The sequence below is a fragment of the Chitinophaga sancti genome (assembly GCF_034087045.1).
GTDB lineage: Bacteria > Bacteroidota > Bacteroidia > Chitinophagales > Chitinophagaceae > Chitinophaga > Chitinophaga sancti_B.
Genome location: NZ_CP139247.1, coordinates 4,377,454 through 4,400,159 on the forward strand (window position 1 = coordinate 4,377,454; position 22,706 = coordinate 4,400,159).

14 protein-coding genes are annotated in these 22,706 nt (G+C 46.0%); 8 read left to right on the forward strand and 6 right to left on the reverse strand.

Translation table 11 applies throughout. The features are described 5' to 3' along the window. Positions 1-22: 22 nt before the first annotated feature. The 5 genes from egtB to SIO70_RS17920 all read right to left on the reverse strand — a co-directional run bounded on the left by egtB (position 23) and on the right by SIO70_RS17920 (position 5,367). The gene (gene egtB / locus SIO70_RS17900) at positions 23-1,171 is read right to left on the reverse strand and encodes an ergothioneine biosynthesis protein EgtB (protein WP_320572880.1); all 1,149 of its coding nucleotides are present in this window, start codon (positions 1,169-1,171) and stop codon (positions 23-25) included. After that, on the reverse strand, positions 1,162-2,709 hold the full coding sequence (locus SIO70_RS17905) for an ABC transporter permease/substrate-binding protein (protein ID WP_320572883.1): 1,548 nt from the start codon (positions 2,707-2,709) through the stop codon (positions 1,162-1,164). The genes egtB and SIO70_RS17905 overlap by 10 nt, the downstream gene beginning before the upstream one ends. Beyond that, positions 2,696-3,595 carry an ABC transporter ATP-binding protein gene (locus tag SIO70_RS17910; RefSeq protein ID WP_320572886.1) on the reverse strand — a complete coding sequence of 300 codons (900 nt, stop codon included), beginning with the start codon at positions 3,593-3,595 and terminating at the stop codon, positions 2,696-2,698. Before SIO70_RS17910 ends, SIO70_RS17905 begins: the two co-directional genes overlap by 14 nt. A 79-nt stretch (positions 3,596-3,674) precedes the next feature. Continuing rightward, positions 3,675-5,054 (reverse strand): mercuric reductase, encoded by a 1,380-nt coding sequence (locus SIO70_RS17915; protein ID WP_320572888.1) that lies wholly within the window; start codon positions 5,052-5,054, stop codon positions 3,675-3,677. Positions 5,055-5,085: 31 nt separating this feature from the next. Beyond that, positions 5,086-5,367 carry a DUF427 domain-containing protein gene (locus tag SIO70_RS17920; RefSeq protein ID WP_320572890.1) on the reverse strand — a complete coding sequence of 94 codons (282 nt, stop codon included), beginning with the start codon at positions 5,365-5,367 and terminating at the stop codon, positions 5,086-5,088. A gap of 278 nt (positions 5,368-5,645) precedes the next feature. Between SIO70_RS17920 and SIO70_RS17925 the strand changes: the two genes are divergently transcribed. The 7 genes from SIO70_RS17925 to SIO70_RS17955 all read left to right on the forward strand — a co-directional run bounded on the left by SIO70_RS17925 (position 5,646) and on the right by SIO70_RS17955 (position 21,115). Next, a complete protein-coding gene (locus SIO70_RS17925) occupies positions 5,646-8,123 on the forward strand; it encodes an XrtN system VIT domain-containing protein (protein ID WP_320572892.1) in 2,478 nt (825 codons plus the stop codon). Further along, positions 8,120-9,385: an exosortase N gene (xrtN, locus tag SIO70_RS17930; protein WP_320572894.1), complete on the forward strand. Its 1,266-nt coding sequence runs from the start codon at positions 8,120-8,122 to the stop codon at positions 9,383-9,385. The genes SIO70_RS17925 and xrtN overlap by 4 nt, the downstream gene beginning before the upstream one ends. Positions 9,386-9,436: 51 nt before the next feature. After that, complete coding sequence (locus tag SIO70_RS17935; RefSeq protein WP_320572896.1) at positions 9,437-10,015, forward strand: RNA polymerase sigma-70 factor; 579 nt, start codon at positions 9,437-9,439, stop codon at positions 10,013-10,015. A 260-nt stretch (positions 10,016-10,275) separates the two neighbouring features. Further along, complete coding sequence (locus SIO70_RS17940) at positions 10,276-11,304, forward strand: FecR family protein (RefSeq protein WP_320572897.1); 1,029 nt, start codon at positions 10,276-10,278, stop codon at positions 11,302-11,304. 491 nt (positions 11,305-11,795) lie between these two features. Continuing rightward, positions 11,796-14,711 (forward strand): TonB-dependent receptor, encoded by a 2,916-nt coding sequence (locus SIO70_RS17945; protein ID WP_320572899.1) that lies wholly within the window; start codon positions 11,796-11,798, stop codon positions 14,709-14,711. Between the two features lie 20 nt (positions 14,712-14,731). After that, a complete protein-coding gene (locus SIO70_RS17950; RefSeq protein ID WP_320572901.1) occupies positions 14,732-17,056 on the forward strand; it encodes a glycoside hydrolase family 3 C-terminal domain-containing protein in 2,325 nt (774 codons plus the stop codon). 183 nt (positions 17,057-17,239) lie between these two features. Next, positions 17,240-21,115 carry a PAS domain S-box protein gene (locus SIO70_RS17955; RefSeq protein ID WP_320572903.1) on the forward strand — a complete coding sequence of 1,292 codons (3,876 nt, stop codon included), beginning with the start codon at positions 17,240-17,242 and terminating at the stop codon, positions 21,113-21,115. On the opposite strand, the gene SIO70_RS17960 is transcribed toward SIO70_RS17955, so the two are convergent. Next, positions 21,099-21,923, reverse strand: a complete 825-nt coding sequence (locus SIO70_RS17960; protein WP_320572905.1) for a hypothetical protein — start codon at positions 21,921-21,923, stop codon at positions 21,099-21,101. The genes SIO70_RS17955 and SIO70_RS17960 overlap by 17 nt on opposite strands. Positions 21,924-22,098: 175 nt before the next feature. On the opposite strand from SIO70_RS17960, the gene SIO70_RS17965 reads away from it, so the two are divergent. Beyond that, on the forward strand, positions 22,099-22,662 hold the full coding sequence (locus SIO70_RS17965) for an AraC family transcriptional regulator (protein ID WP_320572907.1): 564 nt from the start codon (positions 22,099-22,101) through the stop codon (positions 22,660-22,662). Positions 22,663-22,706 lie beyond the last annotated feature (44 nt).

Genomic DNA, 22,706 nt, shown 5'->3' on the forward strand with positions numbered 1-22,706 from the left:
AAACTTAATTGTTGAATGAAAATTATTTAGCTAATCTGATGCCAGTATATTGCCATCTCAGTGGCGGATGGAAAAAATTCCGGTAAGTGATCCGGCTATGCCCCGGCGGAGTGACTACAGAGCCGCCTCTCAGCACCATCTGGCTCACCATGAACTTTCCGTTATATTCTCCGATTGCGCCGGGTGCTTTTACAAAACCGGGGTAAGGGAGATATGCACTTTCTGTCCATTCCCATCTTTCTCCCCACGCCAGTTGTGGCGCGGCGGCTTCCCATTCATTTTCTGTAGGAAGACGCAGCCCTTTCCAGGCCGCGAATGCAGCGGCTTCGTAATAACTGATATGTGCCAGCGGCATGCTTGGGTCAATGGCCCTGAATCCTTTTAAAGTATAATTCATCCAGTCACCATCTACTTCATGCCAGTAAAGCGGGGCGTTGATGTTGTTGGTCTTTACCCAGTCCCATCCCTCGGCATGCCAGTGACGGAAGTTCGTGTAGCCGCCGGCCTTCATGAATTCCAGGTATTCAGCGTTCGTGACAAGCGCACTGCTGATACTGAATTCTTCCAGGTATACCTTGTGCCTGTTCAGTTCGTTGTCAAAGCAGAAACCATCGCCGGTATGACCGATTTCGTAGATGCCTGCCGGGAAAGCAATGAAATGACTGCTGGCCACCGGCTGCTCTTTGAAGGTGTAGTCCTCCTGGTATGCGGGAAACAAAGGATTGTGACCTAAGATATATTTTATATCAGTGACCAGTAATTCCTGGTGCTGTTCTTCATGATTTAATCCTAAAGTGATGAGCGCGTGTAATTCTTTGGATATATTCTGTGCGAGTAATTTACCCATTTCGTTATCTACGTATTCCCTATAACGGTATACATCCGCCACACCTGGTCTGCTAAGATTTCCCCGATCTGTACGAATAACTCTCGCACCTACGGATTCATAGTAACTATTAAATACAAAGTTGTAATCAGGATTAAATACCTGGTAGCCGTTTAAATTTGGCTGTAATACAAATGTTTCAAAGAACCAGGTAGTATGGCCTAAATGCCACTTGGGCGGACTCACATCTACCACTGGTTGTACCACATAATCCTCTGTTTGTAAAGGCGCGCATATGCTCACAGATCTTTGGCGCACGGTGTCGAAAGCTTGCTTTAATTCCATTGTAAGTATTTTGTCAGGTCGCTGATAGTCTTAATTTTTAAAGCACTGGCCTGTTGTCTGCGCATCATTAATGCATATGTATTATTGAATCCAACAGGTGCCAGCCATTTGATATGATAGCGTTGTTGAAAGGCCGCTGCCACGTAGTCGTATACTTTATCAGCCTGTCCACCCAATGAATCGAGGGTAGACGGAGGTGCCTGTAAGATGACGAGCAGACCGGTACCGGTATATTCCGGGTACAGGTCAATCTGTGCATTTGTGAGTGCTTCAAAGCAGATCTTAGTACCTCCCAGACCGGTCTTTGTTTCTACATGCAGATCAGTATAACCTTCAACCAGTAATTTGTACATATTTGCGAGGATGTAGCCGTCACCAAAGATCTTGGCGCCAATGCGGATCGTACCTTTTGTACCCGTTCCGGGTGATCGCAGCAAGTGGTGGGCATCGAGAAACTCCTTAGCAACAACAGCCGGAGACTGTTTTAAAATATCTACCCGGTAATTCAAGGCTGTCATGATACTATCATTAATTGTACCAGACAGTTTATCGAGCGCAGGGGCCAGTTCGGGGTATTTGTCAAGCACTTCCAGTCTCACAATTGGTGCGGCGTAATAAGGCGGGAATATGTGTTTGTCATCCTGTAATACCTGCAGGTCATACGCTTTTACACGGCCATCGGTACTGCTGCCGCTGATCACGTCTACCTTTTTGTCGTAAGCGGCTTTGTACATGATCATATCGCTGATCACTACGGTACGGATTTTTAATCCATAGATCTTTTTTAAACCTACATCTCCATCATTCCGCCCCATGAATTCAGGTGTAAAGCCTGCCAGCAATTTAGAACCATAAAAGTCAGGAAGCAGGTAAAAAGAAGATAGTACCAATATCAGCAACGGCATCAGGAACACCTTGCGGAATCTGATGCGGGAGAGGCCCCAGTCGAATAAAATAGCGAGCAATGCAGCAGGAATGGCACCAGCCAGGATCATGTTCGTGTTGTTGAGCGCGATACCACCGAAAATAAATTCCCCTAAGCCACCGGCAGCAATGTAGGCAGCGAGGGTAGCGACGCCAACATTGATCACGGTAGCGGTTCTTACGCCTGCCAGTAGCACAGGCATGGCAAGTGGTAGTTGTACCTTAAATAATAATTGACGTGGGCTCATGCCAATACCGGTCGCAGCTTCGATAACGGCGGGATCCACCTGTATGATCCCTGTATAGGTATTGCGTACAATGGGCAATAGCGCATACAAAAATAACGCGACGATAGCTGGTAAAGGGCCGATGCCTAACAGGGGAATCATGAAGCCTAAAAGGGCAATACTGGGGATGGTTTGTATGACCCCTGCAATGCCCAATACAGCACCTGCCATTTTAGTCCTGCGGGTGATGAGGATACCCAGGGGCACACCAATCACAACGGCGATCAACAAAGAGATAAAGGTAAGGCCGATATGTTGCAGGGTTTGTTCCAGTATTTTGCCGGATTCCTGCTGTAGAAAGTCAATAAAGCTGTTAGCTGGTTCCATGCATATGTTTAGATTGCCTGTACTGGTCTACGGCATCCAGCAGTGTATTGCGGGGCATGCCGGCGGCGATGGCGTCCCATATGGTCAGGGTATCATTGCCATTGATTGGCGCTAACCATGGCCGGATGTCGGCGATAGTGAGTGCTTTCAGTTCCAGTACAAAGCGGTGTTCATCAAAAAAGGCTTTGACAAAGTCATTAGCGGGTGAAAATAAGAGTGCTGCAGGTGTGCCGGTTTGCTGTACTTTACCTTTGTCCATGAGGCAGATTTTCGTGCCCAGTTCAAAAGCTTCCTGCACATCATGAGTAACCATGATGATGGTTTTGGATTGTATTTCGTCGAGTGCGCGAAATTCTTTTCTTACGCTGGCGCGGGTCACGGGGTCCAGTGCGCCAAAGGGTTCATCCATGAGCAATACGGGAGGGTCTGCGGCGAGTGCGCGGGCAAGACCTACACGTTGTTGCTGTCCGCCACTAAGTTGTTGCGGATAGGCATGGAGGAAATCGGAAACGGGGAGATGGAGTTTCTCCATCAATGCCGCCACTCTCGATGCAATGCGACCTGCATCCCACCGGAGCAGACCGGGTACCACGCCTATGTTTTCACCTACGGTGTAGTGAGGGAAGAGACCATGATATTGGAGTACGTAACCGATGCCTCTTCTCAGGGATTCCAGTTGTTGGGATAATACGGATTGACCGTTTACAAATATATTCCCACTGTCTGGCGATATAAGGCGGTTGATCATTCTGAGTGTGGTAGTTTTCCCACTTCCACTGGTGCCCAGCAGTATGAGTGTTTCTCCTGCATTCACTTCGAATGATACAGCAGAAACGGCGGGCTTACCGTTGAGGAATGACTTGCTCACATTTTCCAGTTTGATCATATGGGGATGAAATTACTCATATTGTTGTTAGGAACAGGGGAATCTGTGATTTGTACAAATTGTTCCGTAATAAGTACAATTATTTTGTAATGGTCATGAAAAGATTGTTCAATGATTCTGTGTACAGCGGGTGCGCGAAGATCATTTCCCGGATCTGTGTAGCGGTCATGCCGGCCATCATGGCGATTTGTAGTACGCTCATGATCTCACCGCCATTATGGCCTAAGATGGCGGCGCCTAAGATCCTGCCTGTTGACTTTTCGACCACTGCTTTCATAAATCCATCTGTGTGTCCTGTTTCAATGGCGCGGGCTACTTTTGACATATCCAGGCAGGCTACCTGGATATCGATGCCCTGTTTGCGTGCTTCCTTCTCCGTTAGTCCTATTCTGCCTAATTGCGGATCGGTAAATACGCAATAGGGGACAGGTCTGCCGGTAGTGGTTTCGTTCTTTTTTTCTACAAGATTTTTGAGCAGAATTAAATGATCATTGTAGGAAATATGTGTAAATGCCGGACCACCTTTTACATCTCCAAGGGCATAGATGCCGGGTACAGAAGTTTCCAGTTTTTCATTCACAGGAATGAAACCTTTTTCGTCGGTAGTGATGCCGGTAGTATCTAAGTGTAATTCCTTTGTCTGCGGTGTACGGCCGGAAGCGACGAGTATATGAGAGCCGGTGACGGTGATACTTTCACCATCGGCATTCAGCACGATCCTCACGGCATCGCCGGCGGCTTCAATTTGTTTGATAGTCGCACCTGTATGTACTTTGATGCCAGCCCTTTCCATGATCTTTTTCATGGCGGCCGATACATCTTCATCCTCTCTTTTCAGCAAAGTAGAGCGTTCGATAATCGTGACCTGGCAACCAAACCGGCGGAACATTTGTCCGAATTCCAAACCAATATAACTGCCACCCAGTACGATGAGGTGGGAGGGAAGGGTTTGCAGGTCCAGTAAAGTCGTATTGGTAAGATAGGGTACCTGGGCAAGGCCGGGAATATCCGGGACCTTTGGGGAAGTACCTGTATTGATAAAGATATGATCGGCTGTAATGGTTTCGGAGGTGCCGGTTCTCAGTTTTATATCCACTGTTTTAGGGCCGTTAAAGCTGGCAGTGCCATAGAAAATAGTGACCCCATCCGTATTTTCCAGCCCTTTGGTAGCCCCGCCTCTGAAGGAGGCGACGATCTCATTTTTGCGGGCCACGATTTTTTCAAAGTCGGGTTGAAAACCGGACACAATGATCCCCCATTGCCTGCTGTTGGCCACAGTATGTGCTGCTTCGGCACAGGCAATCATTGCTTTTGTGGGAGTGCATCCATCATTGATGCAGGTACCGCCTATCCATCGTTTTTCTATAATGGCTGTTTTCCAGCCAGCCTTTGCCAGTTTTTTTGCCAGGGGAACTCCTCCCTGACCAGAACCAATGACGATCGCATCAAATTTTTGCATTCCCGGGTTTTTAGTAAGTAGGATCAATGGGTTACCTTAACACCTCTACACCTTTCCAGAAGGCGATGTAACCTTTTATGTTGTTTGCAGCATCTTTGGGAGCTGGGTAATACCAGGCTGCGTCTTTGTTTACTTTTCCATCCACCGTTACGTCATAGTAGGATGCTTCTCCTTTCCATGGACAGATCGTGTGGGTCTTGCTGGGACTAAGCACTTCCTTTTTTACAGCTTCAGGAGGAAAGTAATGATTATGTTCGACTATCACAGTTTTTTCGCTTTCTGCTATTACTTCCTTTTGCCAGATTGCTTTCATCGTGTTGTCGTTTAAGGCGTTATAAATACGTGGACAAATTTTATACCATTGAAATGAGTGCTTCCTTTCTTTGCGCGATAATGATTCTTCCTTGATTAATGTCAGTCTTTCAATTTTGAAAAGTGGACATAGAAGGTAGGGAAATTTTTTTAAAAATGACTTGCCTGATTGAAACTATTTCCCTTACTTTGTATCTCAAAGTGAATAATGTTTCACCAGATTGGCCATGGCCGATTTTTTTAGCCCTATAAACTTTGAAATACAAAGTACTTTATTATATGACAAAAAAGCAATATTTTCAATTCATGTTCCGGGATGAGCGCCTTTGGGTGGGTTTACTCCTTATTCCTGTTACCCTTGGATTTTACTTTGTTCCCGGGATGGTTCATAGTCAGTCGGACGATGTTTTCCCCATGTTTTTGTTTACTTACGTATTGGTGTTGTTGTATTTCGTGTTTTTATGGGCGAGGGGTGGATTTAAAAAGGGGAGAAGGAGCCGTCATGCATTTGCGGTGTACCTGACCTTGTGCCTCATCAGTTGTTTTGCGTTGAACAAATGCATCGGCATTTTTGCAGTTTCTACTGACTGGTGGGCGATTACATTGGGAGTGTGTTGCATCAATAATATTGCCTATGGTTTTAAAGAGGGATTTCCTCCTGTGGTGAGAACCATTATGGCATTCATACTGGGTGTATCTACCTGTTGTTTTTTATACCTTATGTTCTGTATGTTGCCCACTTGTATCATTGGCGCTATAGGTATGATCGTATTTGGTATTGGGGGCCATGTATTCATTCCGCTGTTGTTTTTGATCTACACCTATAACCTGGTATCTGCCTATGTCTGGTTCAGGCCCCAATACCGGCATGCCTTCCTGGCTGGTATCGGTTGTGTGGTGGCACTGATCATTGTATATACTATGCTGTGGAAAAACGCTGTTTCTGCCATTGATGACGCTTATCTCAGGCCAGACAATGAAGACCTGCCAGCGTGGGAAAATGTAGCCCGAAAGACTCCTGAAAATGCGATGACAGAGAGGGTGCTGAAGGCAGGTATCGTATACCAGAAAGGGAACGATGCTTTTGGTGACTGGAGTTTTTTTGATATGCCCCGGAGAAGAAGCTTTTTTGATGCGGATCAATTGCAGGATCCGCTGCTGGTAATCGCCTCCCTGACCGGCACTGCCTACATACCGGAAACAGAGGCGGCCCAGGTACTGACTGCTATGTACGACAGCCGCCAGGAAACACAGGAACGGTTGTGGAGCGGAGATAAACTCTCTACCATCCAGGTACGTACCAATGCGAATATCTGGCCTTCGCTGCACATGGCGTATACTGAGAAAACAATTAATGTATTCAACACGGAGGTGAGTAGAAACAGTTGGAATAACCAGGAGGCCATTTATACTTTTCACCTGCCCGAAGGAGGTGTTGTGACTTCGCTTTCCCTCTGGATAAATGGCAGGGAAGAAAAAGGTATTCTAACGACCAAAGAAAAAGCGGCGGAGGCGTATGAAAAGATTGTGGGTCATGAATACCGTGATCCCAGCGTGGTACACTGGCAGGAAGGGAATACGGTGACGGTACGTGTATTTCCCGTGGAAGGTCAATCCGGCAGGCAGGTTAAAATCGGTATCACGGCGCCGTTGCTACAACAGGGCAAGCGACTGGTGTACCAGAATATCTGGTTCCAGGGGCCGGATGCAGGCAGTGCCCGTGAAGATGTAAACATCAACTTCCAGGAGGCGCCTGTAGGCGTGGAATTGCCCGGGATGTTCAGTCGTACGAAGAATACTTTTTCCAGCGTAGGTCCATATGCAGCAGACTGGCAATTATCGGTGATCGATCCCGGCATACGGAGTAACCGTTTTAGTGCCAATGGGAAGTCATTCTATGTAGCGCCTTACAAAAAAGAATTGGGTGATGCTGATATCAAAACTATTTACCTCGATATAAACCAGTCATGGACGGAAGAAGAATTTAAAGAAATATTGAATCTACATTATCCGGTAAAGGTGTATATCGATAATCAATGGCATACAGCCACGGATGAGAACTTTGAACGACTAGTGAAAGACCGTTATAGTTTATTTCCTGTTTACAAAGTACCTGATCGTGCATCCGCATTGGTCATTACGAAGGGAAATGTGATGTCTCCCAATTTGGGTGATCTGGCAGGAAGTGTATTCAGTTCAGCAATAAAAGAATCATTAAAAATACCGGGGAAAATGCAATTGCTTAATCTTGGCGGAGAGCTGTCTCCTTACCTGCGTACACTAAAAGAATACCGGTTCTTCCGGTATGCAGAGGGGGATGTAAAAGAGCTGGCACAATGGCTGTCGCAGCACCAGTTTCCCGGAGATATAGAGAATGATAACCGTGTGGTGATAGCCCCCGCAGGTGTGACGATCAATATGGACGATCAGATGGGTGTAAGCAATGCGCCTGATCACCTGATGCGCTTATTTGCTTACAACCACATTATGCAGAAAATGGGGCCGCAAAAAATGGCAGACAGTGAGATCATTGCCACTGCAAAAGAATCTTATATCGTGACCCCGGCGTCCAGTCTGATCGTACTGGAAACACAAGCGGATTATGACCGTTTCGATATACATGATGACGCGAACAGTCTGAAGAACGCCTCCCTGAAAGGCAAAGGGGCGGTGCCTGAACCGCATGAGTGGGCATTGATCATAATAGGTTTAGTATGTATCGTTTGGTTTAAAAAGAAACGTGCTGTAGCAATATGAGGATCCTTATACCTGTGTACCTTGTCCTCTTCTTTGTAGGGCTGCAGCACTTTGTGGATTGGCAGTCTGCCGGTTTCCTGCTGGGACTGGCAGCGCTGCCCTTCACGACTGAATTCGATCAAACAAAAAGAGGAAGCCGGCGATATTTCTATATCTCTATTGGCTTGTTCGCATTGTTTCTACTGGTGCCGGTGCATACATTTTATTATCTGGCATTGATCACAGCAGTTGTGTTTTGTTTGGAAATGTATGTGGGTAGGATTAATCTGCTGCCTATGCTGGTAATGATCTGTATGTCGCCGGTATTCCGGTTCTGGGCGGACCTGTTTACATTTCCCATTCGTTTGCAACTGACAGCGCTGGCGGGTAGTGTGGTGATCGGGGCAAAAGTAGAGGGGAATATTATAAGCTGTGATGGACAGGATTTTTCCGTAGATCCCGCCTGTATGGGTTTGCAGATGACGGTGACAGCCATGTTGTGTGGAATGATCATCATAGGAGGATTTCAGAAAAAGTATAGAAAATATCTATCGGCGGGCATAACCCTTGTGGTATTGAGTGTAGCGTTTGGATTGAATGTAATAGGCAATTTAATACGGATAATTTGTCTGGTGCAGTTTAAAATAATGCCAGGCACCCCATCGCATGAGGTGATCGGAGTGATGTCGTTAATTGGATATGTAATAGTGCCCTTTGTTTTTTTCAGCAGGTATATGATCATGCGGTTTGGTCATCCTGTTGTGGCAGAGAAGAAAATATACCGGATTGTACCTACTGGTCCTTTATTGTTGCGGAATGGCATCTTACTTGCCTGTATGGTCTATGGCTGTTATGTGAACCTGCGTCCGCGGCCTGTGGTAGCGCATGCATTGCCTGTGAAGACCGCAGGGTATACCGTGAAGAATTTACCAGATAATGTCACGCAGTTAATGAGTAAGGATGCGTTGGTGTATGTGAAATTTATTCCTTCATATTATTATTCAGAACATCATCCTATGATTTGTTGGAAGGGGAGTGGGTATACATTTGAAAAGGTACAGGAGCAGGTATGGAATGGCAGGTCTGTATATACCGCACTGTTGGTGGAGGGGAATACAAAACTACATACGGCCTGGTGGTATGATAATGGAAAGCATCGTACGAACAGTCAGCTAACCTGGCGATGGGATGTGTTCACAGGGGCACAACCATATTCATTAATTAATGTCACCGCATCCGACGAGGCGACCTTAAGAAAGGTAATAAAGACACTTATTTTTTAATCATTGTTTTTTAAAAAAATACTTACCTTACTATGAATATTATCGCCACGTATGAATTTGCATTTGCTGACTGATGATCTCTTGCTCCGGCTATTGCAGGCTTCCGACGAGAATGCATTCCGGGTACTATACCAGCGTTATTGGAAGAAACTATTCACCACGGCCTGTTACAAATTGAAAAGTAAAGAAGCTGCGGAGGAGATTGTACAAAATATTTTTGTCAGTCTGTGGGAGAAGAGAGCCACCTTACAAATCGAAAGTCTTGAAAATTATTTATTTATAGCAGTAAAATATAAGGTCATTAATTATGTGGAGTCTTTAATGGTAAGACAGGCCGGTCAAAAGCAACTGGCAGGGAATACCACGGATGAATCTACAGAGGCGACGATCATGATCAATGACCTGCATGCTGCTATCCAGCAGGCATTGACACAGTTACCGGCTAAGACGAGAGAGGTGTTTACGATGAGTCGTTTTGAAAAATATTCAGTGCGGGAGATTGCGCGGCATATGAACCTGACGGAGAAGGCAGTGGAGTATCATATAACACAAAGCCTGAAATTAATGAGAGTGAGTTTGAAGGATTATATGGTGATAGGGGTGCCATTAATAGTTACATTATTAAAATGAATTAAATTTTCCCTGGCGATATTTCTTTGCTGTATTTGGCTGGCCGAAGGAGGAACCAGCTGCAGGAGGAACCTGCTTCAGGAGGCACTTGCAGAAGGCGAAACCCTCTGCAGGAGGAACCTGCTACAGGAGGGACCCGAGCCCGCAAAAAAGAGGCTTCTACTGAAGGTGGAAGCCTCTTTTTTGTCTATTTTATTTTTTTTTTAAACTATTTAGGGGTTTTCATTTCTGCCCTGACTTTAATAATATAACTGCTATTCATGAACCGAACCGAATTCCGTCTTTTTCTCAAACGTTATGCGGAGAACAAATGTACTCCGGAGGAAATGACCTTAATAGACCACTGGTATGAACTGATCGGCGATGACGAACTACTGTCGTCGATGCAGGAAATGGAATGGCAGGAAACAGAAGACCGCCTCTGGCAAAAGATCAACGAAGGCACGCAGCCAAAAAAATCGTGGGTCATTAAATCGCGGGTTATTAAATGGCGTTGGGCCGCCATCGCCGCCGCCATCTCGGGCATTATCATTGCCACCACCCTGTATACATTTTATTGCAAAGATTGCGACGACACCTATTACGCTGCCGCCGGCAATACAAAAGAATATAACGAGATCAGGAATGACAGCAAAGCCAATCAACAGGTACGACTGGAAGATGGTACAATTGTCAACCTATATCCCGGTGCGGCTATGAAATATCCGCACCACTTTCACACAGCTAAAAGAGAAGTATACTTAAGGGGCAAAGCCTTTTTCGATGTAGGAAAGGATGCCAACCGGCCATTTTATGTATACAGCAACCATCTCGTTACGCACGTACTGGGCACCAGTTTTATGATACAACCCGCCGCCGCCACAGGGCAAGTGGAAGTATCCGTGCGTAGCGGTAAGGTGGAAGTGTATGAACAAACCAATGCCAGTCAGAAACATACTACCGGCGGCGTAATCCTTACCCCGAACCAGCGGGTACTTTACCGCCAGAAGGAAAGCTCCTTCCAGACCACACTGGTCGAAAAACCAGAACCGGTAGTGCCAGTGACAGACATGCCGGGCATGCAATTCAAATTCAGTGACGATGCCCTGCGCACCGTAGTCAATGCACTCGGTAATTACTATGGCGTAGAAATCGTCGTGGAAAACGACAGTCTATACAATTGCCCGTTCACCGGCGCACTTACCCAGCATGATCTCTATACCAGGCTGGATGTGGTATGCCAGACCATCGGGGCCACTTATGAAATAATAGGAACAAGAATACTGATACGGGGAAAAGGATGTAAATAGAACAGTGCACAATGATATAGCCTTCAATAATTATCACTGATACAATTTAACACGTTATGATCACCAAACTACATTCCGGGTGACCGGGGAAGACGTATGCATACAGGATCGCCTGAACGCGCACAGGAACCTCCTGCTAATCAGCCCGGGATCTCGCTATCCTGATACGGGTATGAGATAAATATCCACATCCGCACCTTGCATAATCCCGGTGTGGGCATGAGATAATATCCGCATCCGCACCTTGCATAATCCCGGTGTGGGCATGAGATAATATCCGCATCCGCACCTTGCATAATCCCGGTGTGGGCATGAGATAATATCCACATCCGCACCTTGCATAATCCCGGTACGGCTATGAGATAAATATCCGCATCCGCACCACTGCATAAAAAAAGCCGGCAATGCTGCTACATTACCGGCCTTTACTCCTTATGCAGGAAGGATTTTACCGCCAAACCATTTTTTAACGATCAAATCCACGTAAAAATATGAAAAATAAGCAACTTGTTGCTTTAATGTTGCTCGCAATGAAAGTAACTACCGTGCAAATCGCGCTCTCTATTATCCTTGTATATTCGGTATACGCTACGCCCTCGAAAGCGCAGACCATGCTGGACAAGAAAGTCACGCTCAATGCCGATAAAAAGGAACTGAAAAAAATCATTAACGACATCCAGGGTCAGACCGGTGTTCGCTTTATATTCAGTGCCAGCGCTATCGGAACGGAACGTATTATCAGTTTCAATGTCAAAGACCAGAAACTGAGCGTATTCCTCCAACAGATCTTCCTGCCCCTCCATATCGGGTACAAGGTGGTGGAAGACCAACTGCTGCTCTACAATACCGACATTACCCCAGCCGACAGGGAGGGCAATATTTCCGGTACGGTAAAGAGTAACAAGGGGGAGCTCTTACCCGGCGTCACCATTCAACTTAAAAATATCAATGCATCTGCATTGACGGATGGCGCCGGTCATTTCGAACTGAGAAAGGTACCTGCGGGTACCTATACCATGACTATCTCTTCCGTAGGCTATATTGGAAAGGAACAATCTGTGACTATCACCGACGGTCCTGTCAACATCACGATCGAACTCACGGAAGACGTGCTGCAACTGTCAGGCGTGGTAGTGACCGGGGGGAATCCTAAAAAGAAAATTGAATCCAGTGTGGCCATCACCACTGTGAGCAATAAAGATATTGAAACAAGAGCGCCCCTCAATGCGACCGACCTCCTCAAAGCCATTCCGGGTCTGACGGTCGAAAGCACAGGTGGCGATGGTCCGGGCAATGTATGGGTGCGTGGGTTTCCGCAACAGGGTGGTTATATCTTCCTGGGTATTATGGAAGATGGTCTGCCGGTAGTGCCAACCGGTTATAATTCCATTCCTTCTGCTGACCAGTATTATAAAACAGATCTGACTATCAAAGGTGTGGAAGCCATCAGGGGTGGTAATGCGGCGATCCTGCTGAGCAATACACCTGGCGCGGTGGTGAACAATTTAAGTTATACCGGCGGGGATCAGCAATACGGCAAAGTAAAAGTAACTTCAGGTATGTCTCAGTCCCTGTACCGGGTAGACTTCAATACCGGTGGCAGTATGAGTAGTCATGTGAAATACAATATTGGTGGTTTCTATCGCACTGACAAAGGTGTAGTACCACCTTCCTATACTGCAAACCAGGGCGGACAGATTAAGGGCAATATGACCTTTGATTTTAAAAATAAGAAAGGTTTTATCCGCGTATATGGTAAATACCTGAACGATAAAGTTCAGTGGATGCTGCCATCTTATTACTCTTACGATGGTTCCGGCAAACCTAAGCCTATCAATGGTTACGATCTCTTTTCCCAATCTATGGCCACAGCTGATACCAAATGGAGTTATACTGATCCTACCGGTACCTTGCATAACTACGACATGGCGGATGGTATTCATACAAAGCTCGGTAATGGTGGCTTTCAATTCAACTATACAACAGACAATGGCTGGACCATCAATAATAACTTTCGTTATCAATCCGCTTCTACTGCCTATACAGTCGGAATTCCTATCGGTGCTTCGCAGTGGGATGGTACCTCTACCTACTATTATACTGATGGTAAAGCGGCAGGCTTGAAATCAGGTGATTACATCGTAAGTACTTATGCCATTGGTCAGCAGAACAGGGACAAACAAATAATAGATTATTTCGATTTCAAAAAGAAGATCAATAAGCACCAGCTCACATTAGGTGCGGGGTTGTACCAGTTTAATGTAAACAATGGACCCAATTATAATTTCTTCTTCTTCCAGGAAATGAAAGAACATGGCCGCCGCTTGTTGACGAGTCCTTCAGGTGATGGTATGACAGCGTTGTCAGTCGCCTCCTTGATTGGTAATACAAGAACACTCTCTGCGTATGCTTCAGACGAAATTACACTGAATGACAAGTGGAGACTGGATATAGGTTTCCGGCTGGACAATGATCATATTGAAGGTAAACGTCCTTATTATGGGGTAGATGCATCCGGCAATCCTGACCCTACTGTAGCTGCGGGTACGACCATTGCAGGTTATACAGCCTATACACAAAGTAATACCAACTGGGCGGGAACACTGGGTCTGAATTATAAGATCAGCAATGCTCTGGCCATGTTTGCGAGAGCAACAAAGGCATATAATTCACCGAATATCTCGGACTATAATGCTACAGAGTTTGATCCGGCTTCCATTAAAAAACGTCCGGTTTATTTAGGTGAGATTGGTGTGAAATATGCAGAAGGACCGTTGTCACTCTTTGCATCAGCAAGCTATTCAGCGATTAAGAATGTATCGCTTACCATTGCAGTGCCTACAACATCTTCAGGGTTGCAAAGCTTGCTGGCATTTGGTTCTACCCGTACTTACAGTGCAGAGTATGAAATCTCTTACAGACCTCTCAGGAATCTGGGCTTTCGCCTGACCGGTACTTTGCAGGATTCAAAGTATACCGATTACAAGGCATCTACCAATACCAACTCAGCTGTACTGGCCGAAATGGGCGATACGACCTATAGTTTCACCGGTAAGAAAACAGAGCGTGTACCGGCGTTGAATACAGAATTGTCCGTAACGTATGATCTGAAACGTTTCAATGTAAACCTCTCTGCAAACTATATCGGTAGCCGCTTTACAGCGCCGTCCGATAGCTACAAACTGCCTGCTTATGTGGTGATGAGAGGTGGTGCCGGTTATGATATTTCCAGGAAGGTAAATGTACGTGCATGGGTAGATAATCTGCTGAATACAAGAACGCTGACAGAAGGTGATGTGAGAGGGGATCAGTTCAGGGATTTCAGCACTGTGACCAAAGGTACAGCTATGGCTGGAAGAACGATATTGCCACGTAGTTTCTGGGCATCTGTTTCCTATGAGTTTTAACAGACCTCAAAATACACAACATGAAAAAAATCGGAAGTATTGTAGCCTGTATGGCATGGGTACAAATTGCCTTTGCTCAGGTAGATTATACGGCGCAGGCCAATGCGCTGGTGGCAAAAATGACATTGGAAGAAAAGGCGGCGTTGTGCTCCGGGCGTGATTTCTGGAGTACGAAGCCAAATGATAAAGCGGGGATCCCTTCAGTATTCATGACGGATGGACCGCATGGATTGCGCAAGGCAGTGGGCACGGATTTTACAAATTCAGTACCTGCTACCTGTTTCCCCACGGCGGCAGGATTAGCATCCAGCTGGAATCCTGAATTATTGAGCCGCATGGGTGTTGCATTGGGGGAAGAATGTCAGGCAAATAACGTACAGTTCTTACTGGGGCCGGGTGTGAATATGAAACGGTCGCCATTAGGGGGGCGCAACTTTGAATACTTTTCTGAAGATCCTGTGCTGGCGGGGAAGATGGCAGCGGCATTGATCAAAGGTGTGCAGAGTCAGGGAGTGGGCACTTCGCTGAAACACTTTGCGGCGAATAACCAGGAGTTTGAAAGACTCACGAACAATTCGGAGGTGGATGAGCGCACTTTGCATGAGATCTATCTGCCGGCATTTGAGATAGCGGTGAAGGAAGCGCAGCCGTGGACGGTGATGTGTTCTTATAATAAGTTGAATGGCACCTATGCTTCGCAGAATGCTTTGTTGTTAGATACGATATTGCGGCAGCAGTGGGGTTTTAAGGGGTTTGTGGTGAGCGACTGGGGGGCAGTGAATGATCGCGTACCTGGTGTGAAGGCAGGATTGAATTTAGAGATGCCGGGAAATGGGGGCGTGAATGATAATGCGATCATTGCGGCTGTGAAGGATGGATCTTTGTCTGTAGTACGATTAGATGAAGTGGTGACACAAACATTGGCCTTATTTTTACAAACCAGTGCTATGCATAAAGAAGGCGCCACTTATGATAAAGATGCGCATCATGCATTGGCAAGAGAAGTGAGCAGTGAATGTATTGTGTTACTGAAGAATGAGGATGTACTTCCTTTAGCGAAAGGAAAGAAAATTGCATTGATCGGTGGTTTTGCAAAGAACCCCCGTTACCAGGGAGCGGGTAGTTCGCAGGTGAACCCGACGCAGGTAGATAATGTATATGGTTTATTAGGGAATGTAGCGTATGCTTCAGGGTATAATACAGATGCTACTACAAATGATAAACTCATTGCAGAAGCACAGCAGACGGCAAAGAACAGTGATGTGGCAATCGTATTTGTGGGGCTGCCGGATTCTTATGAGAGCGAGGGTTTTGACAGGACGAGTATTGATATGCCTGCGGCCTTTAATCAGCTGGTAGAAAGTGTGGCAAAGGTACAGCCGAATACTGTGGTGGTTTTGATGAATGGTGGGGCAATAAGCATGCCATGGGCTGGCAAGGTAAAGGGCATTATAGAAGCATGGTTAGGTGGTCAGGCAGGAAGTGGGGCGATTGCAGATGTATTGACAGGAAAGGTGAATCCTTCCGGTAAATTATCTGAATCTTTTGCGGTAAGATTAGAAGATACACCGGCGTATTTAAACTTTCCAGGGAAGAATGGAAATACCTTGTATGGAGAGGGGATTTTTATCGGGTACCGGTATTATGACAAGAAGAAAGTAAAACCGTTATTTCCATTTGGATATGGGTTGAGTTATACCACATTTGCATACACTGGTATCTCTGCCGATAAAACGGCCGTGAATGATAATGATGCGGTGACAGTGCATGTGAAAGTAAAGAATACGGGTAAGGTAGCAGGGAAGGAAGTGGTACAGTTGTATGTGCAGGATGTGGGTAGTACAGTGATCCGTCCTGAAAAAGAGCTGAAACACTTTGCAAAGGTGTCGCTGAAACCGGGAGAAGAAACGACAGTCGATTTTGTATTAGAGTATCGTGACTATGCATATTACAATGAGCGTGTGCATGACTGGCAAACGAATACAGGCAAATACAATATACTGGTGGGAGGCTCTTCGGCAGATCTACCCCTGCATCAGGAGTTGGATGTGACGGCTACACATGTTTTATATCCGCCTTTGACAAGGAATTCGTTGTTGAAAGATTTTGCGGATCATCCTAAAGGGAAGGCGGTGTATGCGAAATTATTGGAGGGAATGGGAACCATGTTTGGAGGAGGAGAGCGTAAGGAACCACTCACACCGGCAGAAGAGGAAGCTAAAAAGAAAATGCAGGCGATGATGGCGGCTATATTGAATGAAATGCCGGTAAGCAAGTTGGTAACGATGGGAGGAGGGAAATTTACAGAAGAAATGCTGGATGCGATGTTGAAGCAGGTACAGTAGCAAATGGGCTTATTATGGTAGAGAGCGGTGATTAGGTTTTGGCCTTCAACAAAACCTAATCACTGCAAAGCAAAAAAAAGACTTTTGCCTTAGGCAAAAGTCTTTTTTTGGGTGTTAAAATTTGAACAGTTTTAAGAATTCTGTGTTATATAATACTTATCTTATCTCATTGTTCCAAATTATATGAAAGCAACCAGTAATACCCAGCGCGAAGCCGAAAGATTGAATACACTGGCTGGCTATCACATTCTTGACTCTCATCCTGAAGAGGAATTCGACCGGCTTACCACCCTCGCTGCCCTCATCTGCAATACCTCTACGGCCTGCATCTCCTTCCCCGATCAGGACCGCCAATGGCTTAAATCAGCTATCGGACTAAATTTCAGAGAAGTTACCCGCGAATGGTCCTTCACAGAAGAGGTCCTCCGCACCAACAGCTATGTAGAAAAGCCTGACATTGGCGAAGGCAACTTCTTCCGCTTTTTCTCCGGCTACCCCATTCGCGATCCCAAAGGCATCATTCTCGGGGCTCTTTGTGTCATGGACGAACAACCTCGTCAATTGCAGGAGAGCCAGCGCCATGCACTGGAACTCATGGCGAACGAAATTATGACCCTCATCCTGAACCGCCGTCAGAAAGAAGAGGTCTATTATTTAGAAAAACTCTTTCTTCTCTCGGACAACCTTGTAGGTATCACTACCTCCTCCGGTAAGTTCAAAAAGGTCAACCTTGCCTACACCCACATCTTCGGTTATTCACCAGAAGAAATGCTGCAACAGAACATCCTGGATATGATCCATCCCGATGACCTGCCAGCCTCCCTGGCCGAAAGCAGCAACACGATCGCCGGTAAATCTGCTATCGCTTTCGAGAACCGCCTCCGAACCAAATCAGGTGAATGGCGTACCATCTCGTGGATGGCCACCGCCGAACCCGACACCCAGGATATTTTTAGCATAGGCCATGACATCACCGAAGAACGCAGAAAGGAACAGCTGCTCAGGGAAAGTGAACGTAACTTCCGCACTTTCTTCGAAAACTCCCCCGAACTCATGTGCACCCATGATTTGAAGGGCTATTTCCTTACCGTCAACGAAGCCGGTGCAGCAGGATTGGGGTATACCCTCGATGAACTGGTGGGTGCCAGTCTGTTCGATATCGCACCAAAGGAACTGCACCATGAGGTGCATGCATACCTGGACCAGATCAAAAAATCAGGCAAACTAAACGGGTTGATGAAAGTGCTGAAGAAAGACGGTACACGCATTATAATTCATTACAATAACGTACTGGTAGACCATTACGTCATCTCTAACGCGGCGGACATTACTATCCATTACCAGCTGGAAAAGGACCTGAAGCGCTCCACCGAAATGCTGGAACGTACGAACAAAGTAGCACGTATTGGCGCCTGGGAAATAGACATGCATAATGGAAAAGTTTTCTGGTCTGACGTAACCCGCGAAATACTGGAAGTAACCCCGGATGAACCTGCCCAGTTTTCCAATGGCATGCGTTTTTACAAAGAGGGCGAAAACCGCCAGCGTATGCAGGCAGCACTGGCAGAGACCATTGCCACGGGCAATTCTTTCAACCTGGAACTTGAAATCGTAACCGAAAAAGGTAATGACCGATGGGTACGCAGCCGCGGCAGTGCACAGTTTGAAAACGGTCAATGCAAGCGACTCTTTGGCATCCTGCAGGACATCACTGAAATGAAACTCGCGGAGATAGAACTCAAAACCCAGAAATTGCGGCTCTCAACCTTTGTGGAACACGCTCCAGCGGCAGTGGCCATGTTCGACAAGGAAATGCGGTACATTGCCGTGAGTCGTCGCTGGCTGGAGGAATTCCGGATACAGGGGCAGTCCGTACTGGGTATCTCTCACTACGAGGTATTCCCCAATATATCAGACCGCTGGAAAGAGATCCATGCCAGTGCACAGTCAGGCGAAGTACTCAGGGAAGAAAAGGACGTATGGCGCCCTGAAGGCTGGAACCATGATCAGTACCTGCGTTGGGAAGTAAGACCCTGGTTTCAGTACGATGGCAAAATTGGCGGTATTATGATGTTCACCCAGGATATTACCGAAGCTTATCTGCAGCAGGAAGAATATAAACAGGCAAAAATACTGGCCGAACAGGCGAATATAGCAAAGTCAGAATTTCTGGCAAATATGAGCCATGAAATCAGGACTCCGTTAAATGGCGTTATCGGCTTCACAGACCTTGTTTTAAAGACGCACCTTACGGAATCTCAGAACCAATACTTATCGATCGTAAATCAGTCTGCAAATGCCCTTTTAAGCATTATCAATGATATCCTCGACTTCTCGAAGATCGAGGCGGGCAAACTGGAACTGGATATTAATAAATGTGATCTCTATGAATTCTGTAGTCAGGCGAGTGATATTATCAGTTACCAGGCGCAGAACAAAGGGTTGGAGCTGTTACTGAATGTCTCCTCCAATCTGCCCCGTTTTGTGTACATAGATGAAGTACGCCTGAAACAGATACTTGTGAACCTGATGGGGAATGCCGTGAAATTTACTCCTGAGGGTGAGATCGAGCTGAAAGTGACGCAACTGGACAGGGATGACCTTTTCCGTTTTGAAGTACGCGATACGGGTATTGGTATCCGGCCAGAGAAGGCGCATAAGATATTTGAAGCGTTCTTACAGGAAGATGTGTCCACCACAAAAAAATATGGGGGTACGGGGTTGGGGCTTACCATCTCGAACAAGTTACTCGCATTGATGGGTAGTACCCTTCAGCTGGAAAGTGAACCAGGTAAGGGGAGCCGTTTCTTCTTTGACATCTCTGTAAAAACAGAAGATGGTGAACGCATTCACTGGGAGAACATCGACATGGTCAAAAATGTATTGATCGTAGATGACAATGACAACAACCGTGTGATCCTGAGAGAAATGCTTTTCCTGAAAGGGATCAGTTTTGTAGAAGCAAAAAATGGTTTTGAAGCGCTGGAGATCCTCTCAAAGAAAAATTATATCGACGTAGTGCTCATGGATTATCACATGCCTTTTATGGATGGAATTGAGACCATAGAAAAGATCAGGAAAAATATCGATGCCGATCCCCGGCAGAAAATAATCTTACTGCATAGTTCCTCGGATGATGAAAGGATCATCAAAGCCTGTGAACGCCTGCAGGTACAACAGCGTCTTGTAAAACCTATTAAAATGCAGGAGATGTACAACGCCCTGTCCCGTTTATTCAAGAAAGAAATGATCATACCTGTTACGACTGAAAATACCTCACAGAGTGCGAGGGGCGAAGGTTTTAATGTGCTCGTGGTAGAAGATAACCCGATCAATATGTTTCTCGCCACGACTATTATTCATCGCATCGCGCCCGCAGCTGTGATCCATGAAGCAAATAATGGTAAAGAAGCATTGGCAATTTTAAGTCATATCATGCCGGATATTATTCTCATGGACATCCAGATGCCGGAGATGAATGGTTATGAAGCCAGCAAACTGATTCGCACGGATTATCCTGGTTTTAGGGTGCCTATTATTGCGCTGACAGCAGGCAATATCATGGGTGAGCGGGAGAAATGTATAGAAGCGGGAATGGACGATTTTATGGCAAAACCATTTATAGAAAATACCATGGTGGCGATGTTCAATAAATGGTTGCGGCTGGATAATCCACAGGAGCCGGAAGAGCTGGGAGATAAAGCGGAGGTATTAGATATTGAATATTTGAAAACGTACCTGGGTGATGATGATCCGGCGTTTATGAAAGATATCCTATCACTGACAGTGAGGGAATTCAATAAGCTGATGGCGGAGTTTGACAGTGTTTTGACAGGCGAAAATGTGCTTACTTTAAATGCCTGGGGGCATAAATTACGTGGGGTGGCAGTGACAGTGGGGTTGATGGATCTGGCATTGCTGGCGGAGCAGATTGAAGGTTTGAAAAATATACAGCCGGAGGCCTTACAGGAATTGGTGATAGAAGCCAAAGGAAAGATCAGTAAGGCGATCCGGCTGATACAAAATTGTATTGATACGGCGCTTAGTCTACACTCGTAATGAAGTTATTGAACAGCTTCACATATTCCTCTTTTACTTTTTGATCAGTATCATTGAAGAAGTATGCGGTGAAACCTCTTTCCAGTGGTTGCGACTGTGTATTGGCCAGTTGGAGTGGTCTGGCAGCAACGGCGCCGATTAAGCTGTTTTTATAAAACACCAGTACAATCCTATACAGTGGAGACGGATCATCCACGGAATTATCATAGTTCTGATATTCAAGGAATGGTGCATTTATACCTGTGTTTTCCAGCTGGAACTGTTTGATAAACGGCTGCATATCAGGCAGCAATCTGCCAGTGTGTGTACGCAGGTAATCTGCGAGTGCTGTTTCGATCACAGAACCCGGTTTGATATCTTTCTTCTGAACATAACCAAAGAAAAACCCTGTCAGTTCACCTTGCATATTTTCGCCGGTGGTGACCAGGTGAAGGTCATCCAGTGCTTTGCCGACTACTTTGCCTGCAAGGGTGAGAATCTGACCTTTTTTGATGATCATACTCTTTTCCTGAGCGGCATTGACAGCGATTTCTATGCTGGTTTCCGACCAGCCGTTCTTAGGCATGGTGGCGTCCAGCAGGACGTTGTCATTCAGGGATACGAGGGGCTTTCCGTCGATGGTATCTAAAAGGGTGACGGTGCCATTGGTCCTTTCCGCGATAATTTTATCTGGAAGAGGACTGGACGTGGAACTGGCAGACTGTTCGTGTACGGTAAGGGAGCTGTCTGCATCAGGTAAGGGCTTTTTCGCATTTTCTGCACAACTGCACAGGAGGCTGATGAGCAGAAATGGTAAATACTTTCGCATGATGATGTTTTGTAAGACCGGCGCAAAGGTAATCAATTTCGGGTTCTTTTTATTTTTGAAGGGAGACCGCAGTGTGTGGTGCAGGGTTGTCTTCATTTGACGAGGCATCCCGTTATTCTGTTTTAAAGGATATAGGTTGTTTGTACCTATTATTAAGATAGCATAACTTTGCCATATGCATTTGTTTATAAAAAATATGGTTTGTAACCGCTGTATTATGGTGGTGAGCCAGGAACTGGAAAAACTGCACATCCCCTTCAATACTATCTCGCTCGGAGAAGTGAGCATCAGGGAGGCGCCTGCGCCGGAGCAACTGAAGGTACTGGGTAGTAACCTGAAAGAACTGGGTTTTGAACTGCTGGACGATAAAAAGGATGCGCTGGTAGAGAAGATCAAAACCACTATCATCAACCTGATTCATGGCAAGGATAATGATACCTTAAATACCAAACTGTCTGTATTTCTGCAGGATAGCATCGGGGTAGATTACCATTACCTGTCCACCGCCTTTAGTTCAAGTGAAGGACTGACAATAGAAAAGTACGTGATCCTCCAACGTATTGAAAGAGTGAAAGAACTGGTGCAATACGACGAGATGAACCTGAGTGAAATCGCTGATAGTCTGGGTTATAGTAGCGTACAGCACCTGAGTCAGCAGTTTAAGAAAATCACGGGTATGACGCCCAGCGCCTACCGCCAGCTGAAAGAGAACAGCCGCAAACCACTGGATCAGGTGTAATAATTATATACATTTTATACCTGATCATATAACAGCCCATCCCT